Raw genomic sequence first — 24298 nt, forward strand, 5'->3', positions numbered from 1 at the left:
GGGACAGCACCACTCCTGCTTCCAGCCGATTCCTGTCAGCCGGCGACGGCGGGCCGCGACTCCCGCACCAAGGACGGCGTGAACTTGGCCCCGGTATCGGGGAAGGAGGGCACCTGGATGCGGGCGTGGGTGTGGACTTCCTGAACCGTCCGGCGGGTGTGCTCCGCGATCTCCTCCATGGTGGCCACCCACATGCCGTCCATCCCCTTCACCCGTTCAATCAGCCGTTCCAACGCCACGGCCTTGGAGGGCCGGCCGGAGATGAACGGATGGTTGGTGAGGACAAAGCAGCTGCCCTGCGCGTGGTGTGCCTCCGCCTCCAGCGTCCACATCTCCAGGACCTTCGCCGGGCTTTCGATGACGCCGCTGCCGGTGACGCCGGGGTAGAACGCGTACTGCTCCCAGTCGTCCAGCGCCCAGTCCACGGGAATCTCCACGATGTCCCGGGAGTCGCCCGGGGCGACGCTGAAGCGGTAGGGGGCATCGCCGTCGAGCAGGCTCGAATCGTAGAGGAATCCGCGGTCCGCCAGAAGGGCCGGGGAATGCCAGTTCAGTTCCCACCACGGCGCCCGGTAGCCCACCGGCTCCACCCCAGCTGCCTTGGCCAGCGCCTCCAGGCCGCGGTCCATGTAGCGCGCCTCCGTCTCAGCGTCGATACCCTGCATGGGCTCGTGCAGGTAGCCGTGGTGCGCCACCTCGTGCCCGGCATCCACGATGCGCCGGACGGTGTCCGGATAGCACTCGGCCGTGAAGCCGGGGACGAAGAACGTGGCGCGGATGTCCTGCCGCTGGAGGATCTGCAGCAGCCGGGGGACTGCCACCTTGGGCCCGTAGGACTGGTGGGTCATCAGGGACATCCGGCTGGTGCTCTTGGGATCGTGCGCGATGGTGCATGATTCGGCGTCGACGTCGAAGGTGAACGAGGCTGCCGCCTGCTTGCCCTCGGGCCAGGTGATCGGGTGGGCGGAGTCCGGGAATGCTTCAAAGGTCATGGCGGAAAGTCCTAGGGCTTAGAGGGCTGCAGGCTGGGCGGGGACGCTGGCCACGGCTGCAGATGGCTGGGCGTCGGCAGTGGCGGCCGGGGCGGATTCGAGGAACTTGCGGTGAACCCTCGGACCCAGGATGGCGTAGCTCGTGGCGCTCGCCAGCCCGCCAGCCAGCCAGGACAGGTCCAAGCCGCCCATGGCCACGGCGAAGGGGCCCTGCATGGCGGGAACGAGGCCGTACATAAACAGCCAGGTGGCGAAGATGCCTACCAGGAGGGAGGTGACTCCCGCCCAGTTGACGCCGGGCAGCCGCTTGGTGCCCACACTGTCGAACAGCCGTGCGGGGTTGCCGGGCCAGCGCTTCTCGATCCAAAAGTAATGCACCAGCATGACGCCGCCCCAGGCGGCCACCCAGGCCACCAGGCCGATGAGCCAGGCGTCCAGGACCGCCGCGAAGTCCTCCTGGAAGATGAAGAAGACGACGGCGATCAGCGAGAAGACGCCGACGAACAGGTTCAGCTTGCGGCGGCTGATGGTGATATCCAGCGACTGGGTGGCCACCGAGAAGGTGTAGATGTTCAGGATGTTGGTGGCGATGGGGCCGTGCAGCACCATCAGCAGGACGGGCAGCGCGAGGACGCCGAAGTTCTGGACGATGAGCTTTCCGGGGTCGATTTCACCGCTGTTGGTAGCCAGGCTCGCACCCAGGACGCCGAGCCAGACGACCGGGATGAACTGGCCCAGGACGGAGGCCAGGTAGACCTTCTTCTTGGGAACCTCGGTGCTGACGAAGCGGGAGTAGTCGGCGGCGTATGTGAACCAGGTGATGCCCCAGCCGATGCCGATTGCCGTCATCACGGCACTCATGGCCGCGATCCGCTCGGAGCCTTCCAGGATGTTGCCCGCGGGGCCGGCATAGGCCCAGTCGATCTTCATGCCGAACCAGGCCACAGCGGACATGACGGCCAGGATGATGATGGTGGGCGGGACGGTCCACTTTTCAAAGGCGGCGATTGCCTTGTAGCCGAACCAGGCGATGGCCACCTGGGTGGCCATGATCCCTGTGGCCACAGCAATCTTCCAGGCATAGTTCTGTGCCGTGGGATCCACCCAGCCGAGCGTTCCGAACAGCGCCATCACCAGGTCCAGGATGATCCAGGTGTTGACGGCGCACCAGCCGATCACCAGGAGGGCCTGGATGCTTGCGGGGAGGTAGTTTCCGCGCCGGCCGAAGGCAGCCCGGGCCAGGACCATGCCGGTGGCGCCGGTCTTCTGGCCCAGCAGGACGAAGCAGCCAAAGAGCAGCATGCCAATCAGGTTGCCCAGGACCAGGACGGTGACGGTGTCCGCGAAACCCAACCCCAGGTGGATTCCGAGGGCACCCAGCACCCAGTTGATGGGGGCGAGGTTGGCGCCGGCCCAGATCCAGAACTGGCCTGAAACCTTGTGCGTGCGCTGGGACTCTGGAATGGGCTGGAGCCAGGCTTCGCAGTCTTCGGCCGGCGCCATTGCCGGCCCAGACTGCTTCGTGGAGAGGTTGTCTTGCATGGGGAAAGCCTCCAGTAAGTGAAAGGGATAGATCCAGATTATGTGGCTCATGCCACAACCACCACATACAATGTGTCGTGAAGATTTGCCTTCTACTTGACGGAGTGTCATGCCAATACGGCTGCAGGATGTTTTGAAACATTCCACCCTCACACCCGCGGATCCAGTAATCCGCGCAGCGGCGGCGATTGCGGCCCAAACGCAGCTGCGCTGGATCCACTCGAGTGAGGTCTTGGACATCGCACCGTTACTTGGCGGCGGAGAACTGCTGCTCACCGGCGGCCAGGCGCTGGCCGCGGCGACGGATAAGCGGCGTATCGGCTACATCTGGGAGCTGGCGGAACGTGGAGTGGCCGCACTGGCCATCGAGACAGGTACCGCCCTGCCGTCCATTCCTTCGTCCATGGTGGGAGCGGCTGAAGCTGCCGGACTTCCGTTGATAGAGCTGCGCAAAAGGGTGCCGTTCGTGGGCGTCATGGAAGCCATCAATTCGTTGCTGGTGAGCGAGTCGGCTGCGCACCTGCAGCTGGCTGACCGGGCAAGCCATGCCATGGCGGTGGAGCTGGCCCACGGCGGCAGCCTTGACCGGATCCTGGCTGTCCTTGCTGACGCTACCGGCGCGGAAGTTGCCCTGACATCCAACGCGGGGGCTCCGCTGGCGAGTGCACTGCCTGCCGACTATGCCGGGGGCGGCGGCCCGGCCCCATCGGTGGAGACCGACCAGGACAGGGCACGCACCACCAATATTGACGTGTCCGTGCGGGGCATCCCTTCAGCGCGTCTGAGCCTCCGCACGTTGGAGGGAGGAGACGTGAACCTGGCAAGGATTGCCGGGAACCGCTCGGTGGACATTCTGGTACTGGCCCTGCTGCAGCGCATGCCGCCCGGCCTGAAGGAGATGGCGGGTGCCGCACTGATCCGCGCCGTTGATGCCGGTACGCAAAACTGGCGGCTCCAGCAGCTCGCCCCGGCTGCGGGGATTCCTCCGGCCGCGCAGCTGGTGGCGGTTGTGGTCCGTTCTCCTGGCTCCCGGCAGTTGCGAACCTCAGTGGAGCAGCTGCTGGACCGGGTGGGCCGGCACAGTGCCAGCTATGCGGATAACGAGGAACTGCTGGCGCTCGCGGCGTTGCGGACCGGAAAAGCGCAGGAGGACCGGAGCGAGATCCTGGCCGGGCTCCGGACGCTCGAACTGCCCGAGGGCAGCATCAGCGCGGTAGGCCCCGTGGCATCGGGGATTTCGTCGGCACCCTGGTCGCTGGCCGAGGCGCGGCTGACCCTGGATATTGGAGCCCGTAATGAACTGCGCCCGTCCGGGGCGCGGCTCACCACTGGGGCGCTCGACGCGGAGGCGTTTGCGGTGGAACGGATGGCCTTCCATTCCTTGGATGCGGCCAGGCGCGAGGATTTTGTGCGCCAGCAGTTGGGATTCGTCCTTGACTACGATGCGCAGCGCCGCTCGCAGCTGGCCGAAACGCTGCGGGTGTGGCTGGACTCCGGTTGCAATACCGCCCAGGCTGCGCGGGAACTGCACCTGGAGCGGCAGTCCATGCACCAGCGTTTGCAACGGATCTTCTCCCTTTGCGGCGGCGACCCCCGCAGTACCGGCCGCCTTGCCGCACTCCACTTGGCCAGCCGCCTCGCTGCCATGCACTCCGACTAGGACGCTCTCTCACTTGATGCCCCTTTTTTGGCGACGCTCTCGCACTTAACGTCGGCTTCCGGGAAACCCTCTCGCAGTTAACGCGCGTTTTGGGCGGACCCTCTCTCACCCCTCGGAGGCCCAACCGCAGGGCCTGTGGATAACTTCTGCAGCCTCCAGCCGTATCGGGGCACAATGCCAGCATGCAAAAGCAGGATTCCCTGCCCCTGCCGTTGGCAGCGGCTCCCTTCACCTTCGGCTCAGCCCTGGCTGCCGGAGTCCCGTTAGGCAGGCTTCGCCGCAGGGATGTGATTAATGTGGGCCGCGGACTCTACCGTCCGGTGGGCTGGAATTTTGACCTGGAAGGCGCGGCCAGGGCGTTGTCCGCGGCGTCACCAGGAGCCTGGATCTCACACGTGACCGCGGCCCGGCTTCGATGCCAAGTACTGCCACCGTGGCTGGCGGATTCGTCAGAGCTGCATTTGAGCAAGCCGCGATCGCTGCCATCGGTCCGCCGGAAGGGCGTGTTCGGCCATACCGTGCTGGCACGTGAGGATGAGGTTGAACTTGTCGATGGCATCCGTCTGAGCACCCGGTCCCGCACGTGGCTTGATGTGGCACGGATCCTGCCGCTCCAGGACCTGGTGAGCATGGGGGACCAACTCATCCGCATTCCACGAGTAGATTTCGAGGGAAGGACGCAGCCTTACGACACCATTGCGGGCCTTCGCGCACTTGTAGCGCGCCACCCGAACCTCCAGGGTATCGTGCGCGCCCGTGAAGCGCTGGATCTGATGCGGGTGGGGGCTGACTCAGCGCCCGAATCGCTCCTTCGCTTGGCAATCGCCGACGCCGGGCTGCCGGAGCCCGAACTCCAGGTGCCGTTGCGCGCCGGAGACGTGCGGTCGCCGTCGGCCGATCTCGGCTATCGCAATGGCCGCCTTGCGATCCAGTACGACGGCGGGCATCACCTGGGTGAGGCACAGATCTTCAGCGACAGGAGGCGGAATAAGGCCTTCGAGTCGGCCGGCTGGACGGTCCTTGTCTTCGACAAAGACGATCACGCTGACGACTTTCGCCGAGCCGTGGAACAAATCAAAAGAGCGCTCCGGAACGGTTGGCTTGACCACCCCCAGGCGTCTGGGTTCGCCAGCGGGGCCTGAGCATCAAAGGACTCTTGTGCAATGACGACGGCGGCGCTTAAGGCCGTGACGCTCCCTCACCAATTCAAGGGGTGAGGGAGCGTCACAGGAAAACCCTCATCAAATGAGAGAGGATCACCGGAAAACGCACATCAGGTGAGAGAGCGTCATGCAAAAGCCTGCGTTAAGTGAGAGAGCGTCGCAGGGGGTTACCGGAGGACCACCGTGCGGTTGCCCTGCAGGATGACCCGGCCCTCGCAGTGCCAGCGCACCGCGTTGGACAGGGCCTTGCACTCGGTGTCGCGGCCGGCGGCCACCAGGTCCTCGGGCCCGTAGGTGTGGTCCACCTCCACGGTCTGCTGCGAGATGATCGGGCCCTCGTCCAGCTCGCTGTTGACGTAGTGGGCGGTGGCACCCACGGTCTTGACTCCGCGCGCGTAGGCCTGGTGGTACGGCTTGGCGCCCTTGAAGCTGGGCAGGAACGAGTGGTGGATGTTGATCGCCTTCCCGTCCAGCTTGCGGGTCAGGTTGTCGCTGAGCACCTGCATGTAGCGGGCCAGCACCACGAGCTCCACGTCGAACTCGTCCACCAGTTCCAGTAGCCGCGCCTCGGCCGCAGGCTTGGTGTCAGCGGTGACCGGCACGTGGAAGAACGGGATTCCGTGCCACTCCACCAGTGCCTGGTGGTCGGTGTGGTTGGAGACCACGGCCACCACGTCCACGGGCAGTTCGCCGATCCGCGCGCGGAACAGCAGGTCGTTGAGGCAGTGCCCGAACTTGGACACCATGATCAGCACCCGCCGCTTCGAGCCGTGCGGCTCCAGGCGCCAGCGCATCCCGAACCGCTCGGCAACGGGACCGAAAGCGGCCCGCAGCGTGTCCGCGGTGGAGGCATCGCCGTCGGACGCGAAATGCACCCGCATAAAGAAGTGCCCTTCGGAACGTTCGCCGAACTGCTGGTTGTCGATGATGTCGCAGCCGTGCTCCAGCAGGAAGCCGGACACGGCGTGGACGATGCCCGGCGACTCGCTGCAGTCCAGCGTGAGGACATGCTCCACGGTGGTCACTGGCGCGGACAGGGAAGTTTCAGTCTCAATGGCGGTCATGGTTCAGCACTCGATCACATTCACGGCGAGTCCTCCTCGGGAGGTTTCCTTGTACTTGGTTTTCATGTCGGCTCCGGTTTCACGCATCGTCTTGATGGCTTTGTCCAGGGATACCTTGTGGCTGCCGTCGCCGTGCAGGGCAAGACGGGCGGCGTTAATGGCCTTGACGCTGGCGATCGCGTTGCGCTCGATGCAGGGGATCTGCACCAGCCCGCCCACGGGGTCGCACGTGAGGCCCAGGTTGTGTTCAATGCCCACCTCGGCGGCGTTCTCCACCTGGGCCGGCGTGCCGTCCAGCACCTCGCAGAGCCCGGCGGCGGCCATGGAGCAGGCGGAACCCACTTCACCCTGGCAGCCCACCTCGGCGCCGGAGATGGAGGCGTTGATCTTGAACAGGATGCCGACGGCGGCCGCCGCCAGCAGGAAGCGGACCACGCCGTCGTCGTTGGCGCCGGGGACAAACTCCACGTAGTAGTGCAGCACCGCGGGAACGATCCCCGCGGCGCCGTTGGTGGGGGCGGTGACGATGCGCCCGCCGGCGGCGTTTTCCTCGTTCACGGCCAGCGCGAACAGGTTCACCCATTCCATCGCCCGGAGCGGATCGGTCACGCCGGTGTCCGCCGTGAGGGTCTGGAACAACGACGGCGCGCGGCGGCGGACGTTGAGTCCGCCGGGCAGGATGCCTTCCGCGGCGCAGCCGTTGTCCACGCATTCGCGCATCACCGCCCACAGCCCCAGCAGCTTCTCCCGGAGCTCCGCTTCGGTCCGCCAGGTGAGTTCATTGGCGAGCATGACGTCGGAAATGGACATCCCCTCGCGTTTGCAGATCTCCAGGAGCTCGTCGGCTGTGCTGAACGGGTAGGGCAGGACGGTGGAGTCCGCCACCACCCTGTCGCCGGCGTTGGCGTCCCCGTCAACAACGAAGCCGCCCCCAATCGAATAGAAGCTCCGTTCGCTGAGGACTGCCCCGGCGTGGTCCAGGGCGCGGAAGGTCATGCCGTTGGGGTGGGCCGGGAGGGACTTGCGCCGGTGCAGCAGCACGTCCTCGTCCCAGTTGAAGTCCACCCGGTGGTCCCCGCCGATCCACAGTTCGGCGTCCAGGGCAGCTGCGGCAACCTGGTCGTCGGCCGTGAAGGTGTCCACGGTTTCGGGGTCCAGCCCCTTGAGGCCCAGGACCACGGCCTTGTCCGAGCCGTGGCCCCGGCCGGTGGCGCCGAGGGAGCCGAACAGTTCAGCCTGTACGCGCCGGGTGGAGCTTAAGTGTCCATCGCCCTTGAGCCCGTCGGCGAACAGCTTTGCTGCCCGCATCGGGCCGACCGTGTGTGACGACGACGGCCCGATGCCAACGGAGAACAGGTCCAGGACGCTGAGGGCCATTTAGGGGACCTCAGGCGAGGCGTACTCGCGCATTGCGTCGAGGAGCCAGCGGCCCAGGAAATCGGCGAACGATGCGCGGGGAAAGAGCCGGAACGTTTCCTCGCCGGTCTTCCAGAGCACCACGGGGATGTTGCCCACCTCCGTGGAGAGCGCCGTGCCGGCTTTCAGCACGCGGGGGTGCAGGTCCAGTGAGCAGCCCTTCTCCAGGACAGCGCGGGCCCGAGGGCCGGTGAGTTCGAACGTGGTGCGGTTGGCGGAGAGGTCCACCATCTGGCCGGCACCGTCGCCCAGGGCTTCGCGGAGAGCCTGGAGCAGGCCGCCGCCCAAGGATTCGTGGGCTTCCCGCGGTGCCACCACCAGGAACTCTTCCGGGCCGAGCCACAGCACGGATGTCTCACCGCTGCCGGCCACGCCGCCGCATGCGGCGGGAAGCCCGCCGGTGACGGCAGCGATGCGCTGTCCGGCGTCGCTGTCCCGGTTGACCCGGAGGCCCACCATGGTCAGGAAGGCCACCTCGGACAGTTCCACTACGCCCCGGACGGAGCCGGTTTCAAAATCTGCGCGGAGCTGGGCGGCGGGGCTGACACGGAGTGAGAGGTTCTTCTCGTAGGAGGTTGCGGGTGCTGCTGTTTCAGCCATCTTTGCGGGTCCCTTCGGGGTCAAAAAGTACGGTTTCGGCGACGACGACGTCCACCAGCTGGTCGCCGGCGGCAGCAGTCAGGGTTTCGCCGATGCGGTTGCGGCCGTTCTTGATCAGGGCCAGGCCAAAGGACCTGCCGAGTGCCGCGCTGTGGTAGCTGGAGGTGACGAAGCCTTCCATCGGCACCGGCCCGTAGGCAGGGTTGGTGGAACGGCCCTTCTCCACGAGCTGGGTGCCTTCCGGCAACCGCAGCGTCCCGTCCACCGGAAGCACGCTCACCAGGTGCTTGCGGTCCTCGCGCTGGCCGTCGGCCCGGGAGTAGGAGCGCTTGCCAATGAAGTCCTTGGCCTTGGAGACGATCCATTCCATGCCGGCGTCCTGCGGGGTGACGGTGCCGTCCGTGTCCTGGCCGACGATCGGGTAGCCCTTCTCGGCGCGGAGCACGTGCATGGTTTCGGTGCCGTACGGGGTGATGTTGAATTCGGCGCCGGCGGCTGCCACGGCCTCCCAGGTGTTCAGCCCGTACCAGGACGGCACGTTGATCTCGTAGGCCAATTCACCGGAGAAGGAGATCCGGCAGACCCGGGCGCGGACGCCGGAGGCGAGGGTGGTTTCGCGGAAGGTCATGAACGGGAAGGCTTCGGCTTCCAGCCCGCCGTTGGCGGCCAGTTCCGGTGCCACCTTGGCCAGGACCGCGCGGGATTTGGGCCCGACGACGGCGATGGTGCTCCACTGTTCGGTCACCGAGGTGCAGTGCACGTCCAGCTCCGGCCATTCGGTCTGCAGCCATTCCTCCAGCCAGTCCAGCACCTTCGCGGCGCCGCCGGTGGTGGTGGTCATGAAGTAGGTGTCGTCGTCGAGGCGCAGGGTCACGCCGTCGTCGAAGATCATGCCGTCCGCCATGCACATCACGCCGTAGCGGGCCGAACCCGGGGCGAGCTTCTTGAAGGCGTTGGTGTAGATCCGGTTGAGGAACTCACCGGCATCCTTGCCGCGGATTTCGATCTTGCCCAGCGTGGTGGCGTCCATGAAGCCCACGGAGTCGCGGACGGCGGCGCATTCGCGCAGCACCGCAGCGTCCATGTCCTCCCCGGCCTGCGGGTAGTACCAGGGCCGCTTCCACTGCCCGACGTCTTCGAACAGCGCGCCCTTGGCCACGTGCCACGGGTGGATGGAGGTCTTGCGGGCGGGGTCGAACAGCTCGCCGCGCTGGCGTCCGGCCAGTGCCGCGAAGGCCACTGGCGTGAAGGGTGCGCGGTAGGTGGTGGTGCCAATGTCGCCGATGCCGCGGGAGGCTTCTCCTGCGGTGCGCAGCGCTGCGGCGATGACGCCGATCGCGTTGACGCCGGAGGTCTTGCCCTGGTCGTTGGCGGTGCTGATGGAGGTGTACCGCTTGATGTGTTCCACCGAACGCATGCCGGCTCCGGTGGAGCGCAGCACGTCGGCCACCGACTGGTCACGCTGGAAGTCCACGTAGTGCTGGTGCCAGTCGTCAGGGGTGCCCTGCTCGCCGGGAACCAGCCACAGCTGGCGGGTGGGGGCGGAGGCCTTCGGCTCGGAGAGCGGTACGGGCGTTGTGCCGGACGCAAAGCCTGCTGCGATGGCCGCCGAAGCCCCGGCGGAGATGCCCTCGGCCAGGCAGTCGGCCAGGTCGAAGCTGCCGCGGCCCGAGCCGATGGTCTGCTGGTTGGGGACCACGGTGCTCGGCACGAAGGCGGCCAGCTCGTCGTCCCAGCGCAATTTGCCCTGCCGCTGGGAGTGCAGGTGCACCAGCGGGCTCCAGCCGCCGGAGACAGCCAGCAGGTCGCAGGCGATCTGTTCGACGCCCGAGGTGAGCTCGCCGTCGTCGTTAATGCTGCGGACGGTGACGCCGTCCACGCGGCCGTCTGCTGACTGGGAGGACGTGTTGGCCACGGCGCTGCCGATCAGCACCCGGGTGCCGGCTTCGACGGCGGCAGCGGCCACCGCGGTGAGCTGCGGGCGGGCGTCCACCACGGCGGCCACCTTGACGCCCGCTGCGCGGAGGTCCGCGGCCACGGCGTAGGCGCTGTCATTGGTGGTGCTGATGACCACGCGCTGGCCGGCGGCCACCCCGTAGCGGTTCAGGTAGCTGCGGACGGCCGAGGCGAGGATGATGCCGGGGCGGTCGTTGTTCTCGAACACCAGGGGACGCTCGTGGGCGCCCGGTGCCAGGACAACCTGGTTGGCACGGATGTGCCAAATCCGCTGCCGGGACACTCCGGACGCGGCGGGGGAGGACAGGTGGTCCGTGCGGTTCTGGACGGCGATCACGTAGTTGGCGTCGTAGGCGCCGAAGGCCGTGGTGCGGTTCAGGACGGTGGACTCGGCACCGGAGACGAGCTCGGCTTCGACGTCCGCCACCCATTCCAGGGCCGGCTTGCCTTCGATGGTCTCAGCCAGTTCCGATGCCGTTGACCCGGACAGGAGCGAGCCACCCAGTTCGGGCTGGTCGTCCAGGAGCATCACGCGGGCGCCGGTGCGGACGGCTTCGCGGGCTGCGGCCAGGCCGGCGGGGCCGCCGCCGACCACCAGGACGTCGGTGTGGACGTACTTCTTGTCGTACTCGGCGCGGTCCTCCTCGGGATCCAGCTTGCCCAGGCCGCTGAGCAGTTCGGCCTTCAGGCCGTCAACCAGGGTGACCGTGGTGGCGGGGAGCATGGATTCGGCGACGTCGCCGGGGAAGCGGGCGGCGACCTTCACCATCGCGTTGGATTCCTCCACGCCGGCGGACATGATGCCGCGGGGCCGGTCCTCGTAGAGCGAGTTGCCGGCGTTGATGCGGCCGTTGGCGATCAGGGCCGAGGCGAGGGTGTCGCCGGGGTGGCCCGTGAATTCCTCGCCGTCCACGGTGAAACGCCAGGAGATGGTGCGGTCGATCCGTCCTCCGGAAGCGAGGCGGGCGTTCTGGGAAGTCACTTGGTTGCTCCTTCCGGGGCGGTGGTGCTGGCGGGTGTGGTGCCGGTCGTAGCGGTGCTGGTCCCCGAGATGTCCGGTGCGGCGGTCCCGGTGGTGGTGCTGTCAGCGGCGGTGCTGGCGGTGCCGGTGTCCGGGGTTGTCCGGCCGGCGGCGTCCGGGCGGGGCGTGCCCATCGGGTAGATGGCCTGGATTTCGTAGGTGACGGTGTCGCGGAGCATGTTGAACCACTGGCGGCAGCCGGTGCTGTGGAGCCAGCGCTCGGCGAAGGCGCCCTTGGTGTTGTCCCGGTAGAAGAGGAACTCGGCCCACTGGCGGTCGTTCAGCTCGTTGGGGTTTTTCGGGTAGGGGACGTGGGCCTGGCCGCCGTAGTGGAACTCGGTCTCGTCGCGGGAGCCGCAGTTGGGGCAGGAGATGAGCAGCATGTGCGTCTTCTTTCTTAAGTGCAGTGTTCGCTGGCGGCTAGTGGGCCACGGCGGCGGCGCCGTGTTCGTCGATCAGCGCGCCGGTTTCGAAGCGTTCCAGCGCAAACGGCTTGTTCAGCTTGTGCGGGGAGCCCGTGGCGATGTTGTGCGCGAACGTGAGGCCTGCCGCGGGGGTGGCCTTGAAGCCGCCGGTGCCCCAGCCGCAGTTCACGAACATGTTGTCCACCGGGGTGTTGCCCACGATCGGGGAGGCATCCAGCGTGGTGTCCACGATGCCGCCCCAGGTCCGGAGCACGTGGGCCCGGGCGAAGATGGGGAAGAGCTCGACGGCGGCGGCCATCTGGTGCTCGATCACATGGAAGGAGCCGCGCTGGCCGTAGCCGTTGTAGGAGTCCACGCCGGCGCCCATGACCAGCTCGCCCTTGTGGGCCTGGGAGACGTAGACGTGCACGTGGTTGGACATGACCACCGTGGGGTGGACCGGCTCGTGCAGTTCGGAGACCAGGGCCTGCAGCGGGTGGGACTGGATGGGGAGCCGGAAACCGGCCATCTCGGCCAGGACCGAGCTGTGCCCGGCGGCGGCCAGGCCAACCTTTTCGGTGTTGATGGTGCCGCGGTTGGTCTTGACGCCCACCACGCGGTTGCCGTCCTTGACGAAGCCGGTAACTTCGCAGTTCTGGATGATGTCCACGCCCATTTCGTCGCACTTGCGGGCGAAAGCCCAGGCAACGTGGTCGTGCTTGGCGATGCCGGCCCGGGGCTGGTAGGTGGCGCCCATGACCGGGTAGCGGATGTTGTCGCTGATGTTCAGGATGGGGCAGAGTTCCTTGACCTGCTTGGGGTCCAGCCACTCCGCGTCCACGCCGTTGAGCTTGTTCGCTCCCACGCGCCGCATGCTTTCACGGACGTCACCCAGGGTGTGGGCAAGGTTCATCACACCGCGCTGGCTGAACAGGAAGTCGTACTCGAGCTCCTCGGGCAGGATCTCCCAGAGTTTGAGGGCATGCTCGTAAATGGCCGCGCTCTCGTCCCAGAGGTAGTTGGAGCGGATGATGGTGGTGTTCCGGGCCATGTTGCCGCCAGCCAGCCAGCCCTTTTCCAGGACGGCGATGTTGGTCATGCCGTGGTTCTTGGCCAGGAAGTACGCGGTGGCCAGGCCGTGCCCGCCGCCGCCCACAATCACGGCGTCGTAGGAGGACTTGGGCTCCGGGTTGCGCCAGAGGAAGTCGGGGTGCTCGGGGAGGAGGTCTGCGCTCACTGGGCTGCTCCAATCAGGTCTGCTTCGAACGCGGCAACTTCCGTGCCGCCGTCGTTCTGGGAAAGGTGGGGGTAGAGGGGGAACTTTTCCGCCAGGGCGGTAACGCGGGCACGGAGTTCGACGGCGGTGCTGTCGCCCAGGGACGTGGTCCCGGAGGCGACGCTGCCTGCCGAGGCGATGAGCGCTGCCGCGATAATGTCTGCGACCTCCGTAAATTCCTCGGCGCCGAAGCCACGGGTGGCGAGGGCGGGCGTACCGATCCGAAGGCCGGAGGACACCATCGGCGGGCGGGGGTCAAAGGGGACGGCGTTGCGGTTCACGGTGATGCCGATGCGGTGCAGGGCGTCTTCGGCCTGCTGTCCGTCCAGCTCGGAGTTGCGGAGGTCCACGAGGACCAGGTGGACGTCGGTGCCGCCGTTGACCACGGAGATTCCGGCCGCGGCAACGTCGTCGCGGAGGAGCCGTTCGGCGAGGAGCTTGGATCCCTCAAGGACGCGCTCCTGGCGTTCCTTGAATTCGGGGGAGGCGGCGAGCTTGAAGGCCACGGCCTTGGCGGCGATCACGTGCTCCAGCGGCCCGCCCTGCTGGCCGGGGAACACCGCGCTGTTGATCTTCTTGCCGTACTGCTCCTTGGCAAGGATGACGCCGCCGCGCGGGCCGCCGAGGGTCTTGTGCGTGGTAGTGGTGACGACGTCGGCGTACGGCACCGGGTTCGGGTGCAGGCCGGCGGCCACCAGGCCTGCGAAGTGGGCCATGTCCACCATGAGGTACGCGCCCACCAGGTCGGCGATGCGGCGGAACTCGGCGAAGTCCAGCTGGCGGGAGTAGGCGGACCAGCCGGCAACGATCAGCTTGGGCCGGTGCTCCAGGGCGAGCGCCTCAACCTCGGCCATATCGATGCGGAGGTCCGATTCGCTCACGTGGTACGGGACCACGTTGTAGAGCTTGCCGGAGAAGTTGATCTTCATGCCGTGCGTCAGGTGGCCGCCGTGGGCCAGGCTCAGACCCATGATGGTGTCGCCCGGGTTCAGCAGGGCGAACATGGCGGCAGCGTTGGCCTGCGCGCCGGAGTGCGGCTGGACATTGGCGAATTCTGCGCCGAACAGGGCCTTGACCCGGTCGATGGCGAGTTGCTCCACAACATCCACGTGCTCGCAGCCGCCGTAGTAGCGCTTGCCCGGGTACCCCTCGGCGTACTTGTTGGTCAGGACCGAGCCCTGGGCCTCCATGACCGCGGACGGGGCAAAGTTCTCGGAGGCGATCATTTCCAGCGTCGACTGCTGGCGGCCCAGCTCACTGGCAATGGCCTGCTGGACTTCGGGATCGACGACCGAAAGTCGCTCGTTCAACTGCTCAACCACGGATGCTCCTTTGAAATACCACTTGCTTACTAACTGATATATCAGTGTGAGGTCAATGGTATGATCGGGATCACAGCAGAGTCAATAGCTGGACGAAAGTGACGCGAAGCCCGGCACGGGCAGCCTCGTCACGTCAGCGAAGAACGGAGCGGCGCGTTGAATGCACTTCTTGCCCTGCCTCAGGCGGAGGACGAGGCACCGTCCCAGGCGGAGGCCGCCTACCGGCAGCTGCGGGACAAACTGATCATGCTGGAAATCCGCCCGGGCGAGCCGATCAACGAGGGCCAGGTGGCGGTTGAACTCGGGCTCGGGCGCACCCCCGTGCGGGAGGCCATCAAGCGCCTGGAGGTTGACCATCTGGTCATCTCCTATGCGCGCCGTGGCACCTTCGCCACGAATGTGGACTTCACGGAGCTGGCGGATGTCTCGGAAATCCGGGAACTCCTGGAACCGCTGGCCGCACGCCGGGCGGCCAAAAGGGCCAGTGAAAGCATGCGCCGCGAACTGCTGCAGGTGGCCGATGCCATCGCGGAGCTGGGGCCTGGCCAGGCCGAATCGCGCGAACTCATGCGCTATGACCTGATGGTGCACCGGCTGATCTACAAGGCGGCCGCCAACCCGCACCTGGAAAGCACCCTGATCCGCTACGACAACCTGGCCACCCGCATCTGGTGCGTGGTGCTGGATAAGGTGCCGTCTGTCAGCGGCCACATCACCGAGCATGTGGACCTGCTCAAGGCGGTGGCCGCCGGCGACGCCGACAAAGCCGCCGAGCTCGCCCTGCACCACGTCACGAGCTTCGAGGAAACCATCCGTAAGGTGCTGTAGCCCCCGGGGACGCTCTCTCACTTACTGTCGGTTTTACCGCGACCCTCTCGCACTCTTAAAAGGATGGAAGAACGCAACGATGCCCGCTGCCACCCGGAATGCACAGGACCGCACTGCCAGGTTCGGCTTCGCTTTCATCGGCGTCCTGCTCATTGCAGTCAACCTTCGGGTGTCCTTTGTCAGCGTGGGGCCGGTCCTGTCCAACATCAGCTCCGACCTGGGCCTGTCCAGCGCTGCAGCGGGGTTCCTGACGGGCCTTCCGCTCATTGCTTTTGCCGTCTTCTCACCCGTGGCGCCCGGCTTCGCTTCCCGCCTGGGCCTCGACCGTGCGCTGTGGATGTCGCTGCTGTTCCTGGCCTCGGGCATTGCGCTCCGCTCCTTGCCTGTCCCCGGATTCATCTGGGTAGGCACAGCACTCATTGGCCTCGCGATCGCGTTCCTCAATGTCCTGGTCCCCTCCCTGGTCAAGCGTGACTTTCCCACGAGGGTCAGCCAGCTCACCGGAAGCTACACCGCCACCCAGGCTGCTTTCGCCGCCATGGGGGCCGCCGTCGTCGTACCCGTTGCCCAGACTTCCACCGCCGGATGGCGGCTTGCCCTCGGTATCTGGGTGGGACTTGCCCTCATCGCCATGGCAGTGCTCCTGCCCTGGCTGCGACGGCACAGCTCCGGCACCATGAATACCGCCACGCCGGAAGCCTCCCACCAGTCGCCTTGGACCTCGGCCCTGGGCTGGCAGGTGACCATTTTCATGGGGCTGCAGTCGATAGCCTTCTACGTCCTGATGGCGTGGCTGCCTACCATCGAACAAAGCCGCGGGGTCCCGGCGACTACCGCCGGCATTCACCTGTCTGTCTTCCTGCTGGTCAGCGTCTTCGCCAGCCTTGTGGCAGGGGGCATCCTTCACCGCGGTTCGGACCAGCAGCTCGTTTCCTTCGCCAGCGGCGCGGTGATGGTTGTGACGTTCCTGGGCCTGGCGCTCGCGCCGGACCTCATCCTGCTGTGGGTCCTCCTGGGGGCAATCGGGTGCGGAAGCCTCATCGTCATTGCCCTGTCGCTGTTCAGCCTCCGGACCGTGAACTATCCGCAGGCGGCCTCATTGTCCGGCATGGCGCAGTCGGTGGGCTACGGCCTGGCTGCTGCGGGGCCGGTGATGTTCGGTGCCCTTCGCGATCTGAGCGGAGACTGGACGCTTCCGCTCCTGGTGACCGCGGGCATCATGGCGGTCCTTGCCGTGACGGGTGTGCTCGCGGGGCGGAACCGGGTGATCAGCGCACCGGCATGACCACCCGCCGTCGTACTTCTATCCAGGTCAGGCCCGCGCCTGCGCCTTTACCGAGGTCCGTTCCACCGCGGGGCAGTTGATCTTGGCCACCCCGCCCGAGCCGGTTCCGGGTGCAGTATCGAGCCCGAGGAGCATCCGCACACCCGCCGCGCCCAGTTCGTAGTGGGGGAGGGACACCGTGGACAGCGGGGGCCGCAGGTGGGCGGCAATGACCTCCTGGTTGTCGAACCCCACCACGGCCATGTCGTCGGGGATGGACAGGCCGTGCTCGCGCAGGCCGTCGTAGAGGCCCATGGCCATCCGGTCGTTGTAGCAGTAAACCGCGGTCACGCCACGCGTCAGGAGATCGGAGGTGGCCCCGTAGCCTCCCTCCTGGTCCGGATAGGCTTCCAGCACCAGCTCGGGATCAAACGGGATACCGGCCTTCTCCAGTGCTTCCCGGTACCCCCGGAGCCGTCCGTCCTTGGCCGGCGCCGGAATGGTGGCGTTGATGAAGGCGATCTTCCGGTGCCCGTGCCCCAGCAGGATGTCCGTGGCTGAGCGGCCGCCCTGCACCTCGTCGGGCACCACGGCCCGGGTGCCCGGCTCGTTGGAGAAACAGTTGACCAGGACAAAGTCGGCTTCCCGGAGCTGCACCGGAATGTCCGTCTGGCGGTGGAACCACGTGGAGTAGAGGATGCCGCGGACCTTGTATTCGAGCATCATCTGGATGGCGTCCTGCTCAAGCTCGCCGTTGCCTTCGGTGTTGGCGATGAGGAGGGCGTAGCCGTGCTTCCACGCCTCGTCCTGGGCTCCGTGGATGATCTGGCCGGCGAAGGGAGTGGTGGCAACGCCGTCCGCCACCAGCCCGATGAACCGGGACGTGCCGCTGACCAGGGTTTTTGCCATCGCGTTGGGCCGGTAGCCCAGGGTCCGGATGGCGTCCTGCACCCGCCGGCGGGTTTCCTCGGCGATCCGGGCGGCCTTCTTCTTGTTGACCACGAGCGACACTGTTGCTGTGGAAACACCGGCTACTTCCGCCACGTCGCGAAGGGTGACGGGGTGCACGCGCTCCGGGGTTTTCGGCGCCCTGCCGGCAGGTGCCGGCGCCTCCGCACCATTCTCCATTGAACTCATCTGCCCTCCTTGAGGAGTATATCCATCCGCTGTTGCCGTCATCCCTTCGTCGCCCCGCTTTCAAGTCCCTGGATCATGGCCTTGTTGAGCACCAGGAACACCAGCAGCAGGGGGGTGATGGTCACGCACACGGCGGCGAACGTTGCCGTCCAGTCCACCTTGCCCATGGCGCCGATGTAGTTCTGCAGGCCCAGCGGAATGGTCTTCAGGTCCTCGGACAGGACGAAGGTGTTGGCGAAAATGAAGTCGTTCCAGATGAAGATGCTGTTCACCAGGACCACAGTCACCACGGTGTTCAGGGACAGCGGCATGGTGATCAGCCCGAAGATCCGGTACGGACCCGCGCCGTCCAGGGACGCTGCCTCGTACGTTTCCTTGGGGATGTACTCGTAGAACGAGCAGAACAGGTAGATGGCCATGGGCAGCGAGAACCCCGCCAGCGGGATGATCATGGACAGGTAGGTGTCCAGCAGGTTCACCGCAGCGTAATCGATGAACAGCGGGACCAGGGCGATCTGCACCGGGACGATGATGCCGATCAGGAACAGCCCGCGGACCAGCTTGCTGAGCCGGAACCCCAGCACCTGGATGGCGTAGGCGGCCATCATGCCCAGCAGGACGATCAGGATGTTCGCCCCCATGGTGACGATGAAGCTGTTCAGGATGTTCCGCCCCAGGTCGCCCGTTTCGAAGGCCCTGGCATAGTTCTCCCACGTCAGGGAGCTGGGCAGGGCAAAGGGATCTCCGGTGGCAAAGTCCTGTTCCGTACGGAGGCTGGTCAGGAACAGCCACGCCAGCGGGTAAACCTGCACGATCACGATGAGCATGATCAGCACGCGGGACAGCGTCCGGAACAGGTCGGGCCTGCGCCGGCGGCGCTTTCCGGACGGCCGGACAGGTACGACGGCGGCGGGCGGGGTGGGCGGGGCTGTTTGGGTGATCATGCGTCTGCCTTCCGCTTCAGCAGGAAAAGGATGAGGCCGACGGCGACGAGGCACTCCACCACGATGAACACCGAGATGGTGCTGGCGTAGCCGAAGTCCGTGCTGGTGAACGCCGTCTTGTACATGTACGTGGTGAGCAGTTCCGAGGACTGCCCGGGGCCGCCGTTGGTCATCAGGTAGGGGATGTCGAAGCCGCGCAGGCCGTAGGTGGTGGCCATGATGGTGGTGGTGATCCACACCGGGCGGATGTACGGGAAGCGGATCTTGGTGAACAGCGTCCACCGGGACGCGCCATCCAGGACGGCGGCCTCCTCAAGCTCCTTGGGCACCGCGAGCAGGGCCGCGTAGATGATGAGCATGTACAGCCCGGTGAAACGCCAGCCCTCCGGCGCGGACACCGCCGCAAGGACCGTGTTGACGTCCGAGAGCCACGGCCGCTCCAGGCTGCCGAGGCCCATCCAGTGGAACAGCTGGTTGAGCAGGCCCACGGGCTCCAGGGAGTAGATCCGCACGAAGAGGAAGGCGATGGCCACGGTGGAGATGACAGCCGGCAGCAGGTAGAGGGTCTTGATCAGCTCACGTCCGCGGCGGAGCGAGGTGAGGAGGCTGGCCACCACCAGGGCGCCGCCGAGCTGCAGGACCAGGCAGATGGCCAGGTAGACGAGGGCGTTCAGGAACGCCCGCCAGAAGATATCGTCGGCGACGAACATCCGAACATAGTTGTCCACGCCCACGAACTCCATGTCGCTGATGCCGTTCCAGGAAAAGAAGCTCAGGAACAGGGACTGGAGGATGGGAAAGAGGACTGCTGCGCCGTAAAGGAGCAGCGGTGGAAGCAGGAAGACCAGGACCGAGGTCCGTGACCTGTTGGGCAGCATCCTGTTGGATTGCATGGCGGGGCCTTTCGGGGCCTTGCGGGCGGGGGAGCGCTTTCGCTTGTGCGCTCCCCCGCCGCGTTGGTTTCGTGGGGAAGCAGTGCCTACTTGAAGAACTTGGGGGCGTTCTGCGCGATGGCCTTGTCCATGGTTTCGGTGAACTGCTCAGGCGTGATGTTGCCCTGCACCAGCAGCACCAGCTCCTGCTGCAGCCGTCCGTTGGTGGTCGGGTCCAGCTGCGTGTCCCACGGCATGGCCTGCTTGGAACCGAGGCCGTCGGCCTGGTCCAGGGCCTTCTGGTACAGCGGCGTGGCATTGGCCGGAACAACGGTTTCGACGTCGGTGGTGGGGGACAGTGCCCCGGTGGCGGCATATTCAGCGGGGTACTTTTCCAGGGCGAACTTGAGGAAGTCGCTCACCAGGGGATCGTAGGTTGTGGCGTTCACGGCCATGCCGATGCCGGACGGGGACACGAACTCGTTGGCCGCCGTCACGGACCCCGCGGTGGTGGGAAGGGTGAAGAAGTCGATGTCGTTGCGGACAGCCGGGTCCAGCTTGTCCGTGGCCAGGCTGGGCAGTTCCCACGTGCCGATGTTGTACATGGCTGCCTGTCCGGAGGTGAACTGGTTTTGCGCGTCCGAGTAGCCCTGGGCGGAGAAGCCGTCCTGGAAGCACTTGGCCTTGCCCAGTTCCGCCATCCAGTTCAGGGTCTTCTGGCCGGCGGGATCGCTGAACTTCGCTTCGCCCTTCTTCAGTTTCTGGACGAACTCGGGGCCTGCTTCGCGGAACGGCTGGTAGGCGATGTAGCGCTCCAGGGGCCACTGGTCCTGGCCGTCGATGGCAATGGGGGTGATGCCGGCGCTGCGCAGGGCGGTGCACATGGCCGGGATGTCATCGAGCGATGTTGGCACCGCCACGCCGGCCTTCTCCAGCAGTGCCTTGTTGTACCAGATGAATTCCAGCTCGAACTGGAAGGGGATCATGTACAGGGACCCGTCGTCGAAGCGCTGGTAGTCCAGCGCGCCCGGACGGTAGTTGTCGTAGATATCCAGTGACTCCAGCAGCTTCTCGGCGTCCACCATCTTGCCCTGCTTGGCCAACTGCTGGGCGAAGGGCGTTGCGTCCGTATCGAACAGTTCCGGCAGCTTGTTGGCTGCCGCCAGGGTCTCGAGTTTCTGGATGTAGGAGGGCCGGTCCGGGGTGGTGATCAGGTTGAGCTCAAAGCCCGGGTGGTCCTTGGCGTAGTCGTCGGCGAGCTTCTTCATGATGTTGATGACCGCGCCGTCGGCAGGGCGGGAGAGCAGCCACGAGATCTCGCGGGCCTTGATCTCGCCGGTGGGGCTGACGTTGGACGGGTCGGTGGAACTCGCGCCCCCGCAGGCTGTCAGGGCCAGGGCGGTAACGGCTGCGGCTGCGGCAGCGCGGAACATGTTCTTCATATGGGTCAATCTCCCTTGATTGGAACGGAGGATGGGTGTTGGGGGTATTCAGTTGTCGGTGCGCTTGCGTACTTCGAAATCCGTGACGGTCACGGTGCCCTCGCCGGCGAACACGCCTATTCCGCCGGCGGGGAGGTCGTAGATGCGGGTGCTGAGGGCCACCTGGCGGTCCACGACGGCGACGCACAGGTCGCCGTCCACCACCACTTCCAGCGTGTGGCTGCCGGGGGAGAGGTCGCAGGGGCGTTCCAGTTCGACGGCGTAGGGAACGTCGCCCGAGACATGCCACTGGGCTTCCCCGGTGATGGTCCGGGGCCACCGGTCGAACACCAGGCGTCCGCGCTTCGGTTCGAGGCGGAGGACGTAGGAGTGGTCGCCGTCCGGGCTGGAGCGCAGCAGGAGCCCGCATTCCGTGGTGCCCGGCTGGATGTCCAGCACCGCTTTGGCATAGAACTGCGTGGGCAGGTCGTGTGCTGCGACGGCGGCGCTGTAGGAGTCCGGTACGTCCAGCCGGATGGGCAGCGGGCTCTCCAGTTCCAGCGGGATACCGTCCCAAAAGCTGTCCACAAGCTCGTCCGCGAGGCCGAATGCCAACGTCCCGTCGGGGTTCTGCCGTGCCTCCAGGACGGACATGGTGCCCGCCCACTGCCACGCGCCGTCGTCGCGATTGCCTTCCTTGCTGGCAATCCAGCCGAAGAAGAACCGCCGGCCGTCCCGCTCCGCCGTCTTGGAGGCGTAGAACGCGCGCCCGTCGATGCTGTCCAGGTCCGGAACTGTCCACGGCCCCGTGGGGCTCTTGGCCATCCGGTACCGGGTGGTGAACGTTTCGGAAAACTCGGAGTAGACCATGTACCACCAGCCGCCCCACTCGAACACGTCAGGGCATTCATGCGTGATGTACCTGCGGGGATCCCAGAACGGGTCCGTGTGCTCCCACGTCATCAGGTCAGTGGAAACGCACTGGGCGATGACCCCGCGGCGGCGTTCGGGACCGTCGGAGTGCCGGGCCGCCAGGAGCATCCGCCACAGGCCGGCCGCCTCGTCACCGAAGACGAAGGGGTCCCGCCAGTCCGCTGACTCGTAGCCGTCCGGTGCGCCGAAGGTAAGCTCCGGGTGCTTGACCCATGTGTTCATGCCGTCCGTGCTGGTGGCGTGCATGACCAGTTGCAGGGGCAGGCCGTCCGTCCCGAGGTTGCCCGGGTTCTGCCCCGTGTAGAACAGGTGGTGGACGCCTGAGTCGTCAGCAACGACGCTGCCTGTGTAGCAGTTGAAGTCCAGGTCTTCCGTGGTTCCGTGGGGGAGGGCCACCCCGTGGTCCTGGAACTGGGTGAGGTCCTTGGTGGTCACCAGGTTCCAGGCTGTTCCGGGCTTCGGGTCGGCGCGGACCTCGTGAAGGTAGAAAAGCCAGAACTCCCCGTCCTTCTGGAAAGGGATAAGGTCGCCAACCCATGCATCGGCGGGCTGGAAGAAGACTGGGTAGCTCATCGGCGTTGATGTCCATTTCTGCTAAAGCGTTTGATCACCATGAAGCTAGCGTGAAATGGATCACTGATCAAGCGTTTTAGCAAAAATTATTCCGAACGTTCTTTTCGTTGGTTTGAGGCGTGAACCACTTTCGCTGAAACGCTTGACCGCAGGATTATGGCTCGGTATGTTCTTCTGCTAAAGCGCTTAAGCAGCCGGTGATCCGATCAGCGAACCACCGAAGGTTCCGTCACCCCGGGCGCCAGGCGGAGCAGCCGCCCCCTGAGAGGAAGTCAACGATGACACATGCCTTTTCCCGTCGCCACGTCCTGCAAGGCACCGGAGCAGGAGCACTCGCCCTGTTCGCGTGCGGCGCCGGCGCCAGCGCCGCATCGGCCGCACCGGCCCGGGCGGCGCAGGGCTCACAGCGGGCCGTCTACCACATGACGCCGCCGTCCGGCTGGCTGTGCGACCCGCAACGTCCGGTATTCCTTGACGGCAAGTACCACCTCTACTACCTGCACTCCACGCAGAACAACGGCCAGGGCGGCTGGGACCACGCCACCACGGCAGATGGCGTGGCGTTCGCCCATCACGGCGATGCCCTGCCGCTGCAGCCCGACTTCCCCGTGTGGTCCGGATCGGCGGTGGTGGACACCTCCAACACGGCGGGCTTCGGCGCGGGGGCGGTCGTGGTCCTTGCCACGCAGCCCACTGGCGGCATCCGCAAGTACCAGGAGCAGTACCTGTACTGGTCAACAGACGGCGGCTACACGTTTACTGCGCTGCCGGACCCGGTCATCGTGAACACGGACGGCAGGGCCGCCACCACGCAGGCGGAAATCGACAACGCCGAATGGTTCCGGGACCCGAAAATCCACTGGGATGCCGTGCGCAACGAGTGGGTCTGCGTGATCGGCCGGGCCCGGTATGCGGCCTTCTATACGTCCGCAAACCTGCGCGACTGGCACCTGAAGCGCAACTTCGACTTCCCCAACCCCGCGCTGGGCGGCATCGAATGCCCCGACCTCTTTGAGATGACGGCCGACGACGGCACCAGCCACTGGGTGCTCGGTGCCAGCATGGACGCCTACAGCATCGGGCTGCCCATGACTTACGCCTACTGGACGGGCACCTGGGACGGGGAGCAGTTCCTCGCTGACGACGTCAGCAATCCGCAGTGGCTGGACTGGGGCTGGGACTGGTACGGAGCGGTGACATGGCCGGCTGCAGAGGCGCCCGCAACGCGGCGGTACGCGATTGGCTGGATGAACAACTGGAAGTACGCCGCCCGCGAGGTGCCCACCGACGCGTCCGACGGGTACAACGGGCAGAACTCGATCGTGCGGGAGCTGCGCCTGGAGCGCCAGGGCGGCGGCTGGTACAGCTTGCTCAGCAGTCCCGTCACGGCGCTCTCGAACTACGCCGGCTCCACCACCGCGTTCCCGGACCGGACGGTTAACGGCAGCGATGTCCTGCCGTGGCGCGGCCGCGCCTACGAGCTGGAGCTCGACATCTCCTGGGATGCCGCCGCGAACATCGGAGTCTCGGTGGGCCGCTCCGCCGACGGCGCCCGGCACACAAACATTGGTAAGTACGGCAGCGAGCTGTACGTGGACCGTGCGCCCTCGGACCTTGCCGGCTACTCGCTGGTCCCGTATACCCGCGCGGCAGCGCCCATCGACGCCGCCGCACGATCGGTCCACCTGCGCATTCTCGTTGATACCCAAAGCATCGAGGTGTTCGTCAACGCCGGCCACACTGTGCTCTCGCAGCAGGTGCACTTCGCCGACGGCGACACCGGGATCTCCTTCTACACCGACGGAGGGCCTGCAACCTTTTCCGGCATCACCATCCGGTCCTTCCAGTAGCCGGCCACGCGAAGCGGCGGCCCCCATGCATCGGTGGGGGCCGCCGTCGGCATTATTCAG

The 24298-nt window shown here is 66.2% G+C and carries 19 protein-coding genes; 5 read left to right on the forward strand and 14 right to left on the reverse strand.

All coding sequences use genetic code 11. The features are described from left to right. Positions 1 to 35: 35 nt before the first annotated feature. Both IEX43_RS07585 and IEX43_RS07590 read right to left on the reverse strand, forming a co-directional pair. Positions 36 to 992 (reverse strand): polysaccharide deacetylase family protein, encoded by a 957-nt coding sequence (locus IEX43_RS07585; RefSeq protein WP_188809793.1) that lies wholly within the window; start codon positions 990 to 992, stop codon positions 36 to 38. Positions 993 to 1010: 18 nt separating this feature from the next. Next, complete coding sequence (locus IEX43_RS07590; RefSeq protein WP_188809795.1) at positions 1011 to 2534, reverse strand: purine-cytosine permease family protein; 1524 nt, start codon at positions 2532 to 2534, stop codon at positions 1011 to 1013. 109 nt (positions 2535 to 2643) lie between these two features. On the opposite strand from IEX43_RS07590, the gene IEX43_RS07595 reads away from it, so the two are divergent. Next, the gene (locus IEX43_RS07595) at positions 2644 to 4194 is read left to right on the forward strand and encodes a helix-turn-helix domain-containing protein (protein WP_188809797.1); all 1551 of its coding nucleotides are present in this window, start codon (positions 2644 to 2646) and stop codon (positions 4192 to 4194) included. A gap of 182 nt (positions 4195 to 4376) precedes the next feature. Further along, positions 4377 to 5336 carry a DUF559 domain-containing protein gene (locus IEX43_RS07600; protein WP_188809799.1) on the forward strand — a complete coding sequence of 320 codons (960 nt, stop codon included), beginning with the start codon at positions 4377 to 4379 and terminating at the stop codon, positions 5334 to 5336. A 188-nt stretch (positions 5337 to 5524) separates the two neighbouring features. On the opposite strand, the gene purU is transcribed toward IEX43_RS07600, so the two are convergent. The 7 genes from purU to glyA are packed head-to-tail and all read right to left on the reverse strand — an operon-like array spanning position 5525 to position 14416. After that, a complete protein-coding gene (purU, locus tag IEX43_RS07605; protein ID WP_104185779.1) occupies positions 5525 to 6421 on the reverse strand; it encodes a formyltetrahydrofolate deformylase in 897 nt (298 codons plus the stop codon). Positions 6422 to 6424: 3 nt separating this feature from the next. Then, positions 6425 to 7798 carry an L-serine ammonia-lyase gene (locus tag IEX43_RS07610; RefSeq protein ID WP_188809801.1) on the reverse strand — a complete coding sequence of 458 codons (1374 nt, stop codon included), beginning with the start codon at positions 7796 to 7798 and terminating at the stop codon, positions 6425 to 6427. After that, the gene (locus IEX43_RS07615) at positions 7799 to 8437 is read right to left on the reverse strand and encodes a sarcosine oxidase subunit gamma (RefSeq protein WP_188809803.1); all 639 of its coding nucleotides are present in this window, start codon (positions 8435 to 8437) and stop codon (positions 7799 to 7801) included. Further along, a complete protein-coding gene (locus IEX43_RS07620; protein WP_188809805.1) occupies positions 8430 to 11375 on the reverse strand; it encodes a sarcosine oxidase subunit alpha family protein in 2946 nt (981 codons plus the stop codon). The genes IEX43_RS07615 and IEX43_RS07620 overlap by 8 nt, the downstream gene beginning before the upstream one ends. Then, positions 11372 to 11797, reverse strand: coding sequence for a sarcosine oxidase subunit delta (locus IEX43_RS07625; protein WP_188809807.1), 426 nt, complete (start codon positions 11795 to 11797; stop codon positions 11372 to 11374). Before IEX43_RS07625 ends, IEX43_RS07620 begins: the two co-directional genes overlap by 4 nt. 37 nt (positions 11798 to 11834) lie before the next feature. Then, positions 11835 to 13055, reverse strand: coding sequence for a sarcosine oxidase subunit beta family protein (locus IEX43_RS07630; RefSeq protein ID WP_188809808.1), 1221 nt, complete (start codon positions 13053 to 13055; stop codon positions 11835 to 11837). Further along, entirely contained in the window at positions 13052 to 14416 is a 1365-nt protein-coding gene (gene glyA / locus IEX43_RS07635; RefSeq protein ID WP_188809810.1) for a serine hydroxymethyltransferase, read from the reverse strand. Before glyA ends, IEX43_RS07630 begins: the two co-directional genes overlap by 4 nt. A gap of 156 nt (positions 14417 to 14572) precedes the next feature. Here glyA and IEX43_RS07640 point away from each other — a divergent pair, with 156 nt between their 5' ends. Together IEX43_RS07640 and IEX43_RS07645 are read left to right on the forward strand one after the other, a co-directional pair. Continuing rightward, positions 14573 to 15244 carry a GntR family transcriptional regulator gene (locus IEX43_RS07640; RefSeq protein WP_188809812.1) on the forward strand — a complete coding sequence of 224 codons (672 nt, stop codon included), beginning with the start codon at positions 14573 to 14575 and terminating at the stop codon, positions 15242 to 15244. Between the two features lie 79 nt (positions 15245 to 15323). Then, positions 15324 to 16529: an MFS transporter gene (locus IEX43_RS07645; protein WP_188809814.1), complete on the forward strand. Its 1206-nt coding sequence runs from the start codon at positions 15324 to 15326 to the stop codon at positions 16527 to 16529. Positions 16530 to 16556: 27 nt separating this feature from the next. On the opposite strand, the gene IEX43_RS07650 is transcribed toward IEX43_RS07645, so the two are convergent. The 5 genes from IEX43_RS07650 to IEX43_RS07670 all read right to left on the reverse strand — a co-directional run bounded on the left by IEX43_RS07650 (position 16557) and on the right by IEX43_RS07670 (position 22388). After that, positions 16557 to 17645: a LacI family DNA-binding transcriptional regulator gene (locus IEX43_RS07650; RefSeq protein WP_188809816.1), complete on the reverse strand. Its 1089-nt coding sequence runs from the start codon at positions 17643 to 17645 to the stop codon at positions 16557 to 16559. Positions 17646 to 17683: 38 nt separating this feature from the next. Beyond that, positions 17684 to 18589: a carbohydrate ABC transporter permease gene (locus IEX43_RS07655; RefSeq protein ID WP_188728775.1), complete on the reverse strand. Its 906-nt coding sequence runs from the start codon at positions 18587 to 18589 to the stop codon at positions 17684 to 17686. Beyond that, entirely contained in the window at positions 18586 to 19467 is an 882-nt protein-coding gene (locus tag IEX43_RS07660) for a carbohydrate ABC transporter permease (RefSeq protein ID WP_188810387.1), read from the reverse strand. Before IEX43_RS07660 ends, IEX43_RS07655 begins: the two co-directional genes overlap by 4 nt. Before the next feature lie 101 nt (positions 19468 to 19568). Further along, the gene (locus IEX43_RS07665; RefSeq protein ID WP_188809827.1) at positions 19569 to 20903 is read right to left on the reverse strand and encodes an ABC transporter substrate-binding protein; all 1335 of its coding nucleotides are present in this window, start codon (positions 20901 to 20903) and stop codon (positions 19569 to 19571) included. Positions 20904 to 20951: 48 nt separating this feature from the next. Next, positions 20952 to 22388 (reverse strand): GH32 C-terminal domain-containing protein, encoded by a 1437-nt coding sequence (locus tag IEX43_RS07670; RefSeq protein ID WP_188809829.1) that lies wholly within the window; start codon positions 22386 to 22388, stop codon positions 20952 to 20954. 278 nt (positions 22389 to 22666) lie between these two features. Here IEX43_RS07670 and IEX43_RS07675 point away from each other — a divergent pair, with 278 nt between their 5' ends. After that, complete coding sequence (locus IEX43_RS07675) at positions 22667 to 24238, forward strand: glycoside hydrolase family 32 protein (RefSeq protein ID WP_188809831.1); 1572 nt, start codon at positions 22667 to 22669, stop codon at positions 24236 to 24238. Positions 24239 to 24298: the final 60 nt, after the last annotated feature.

Source organism: Pseudarthrobacter polychromogenes (assembly GCF_014644495.1).
GTDB classification, from domain to species: Bacteria; Actinomycetota; Actinomycetes; order Actinomycetales; family Micrococcaceae; genus Arthrobacter; species Arthrobacter polychromogenes.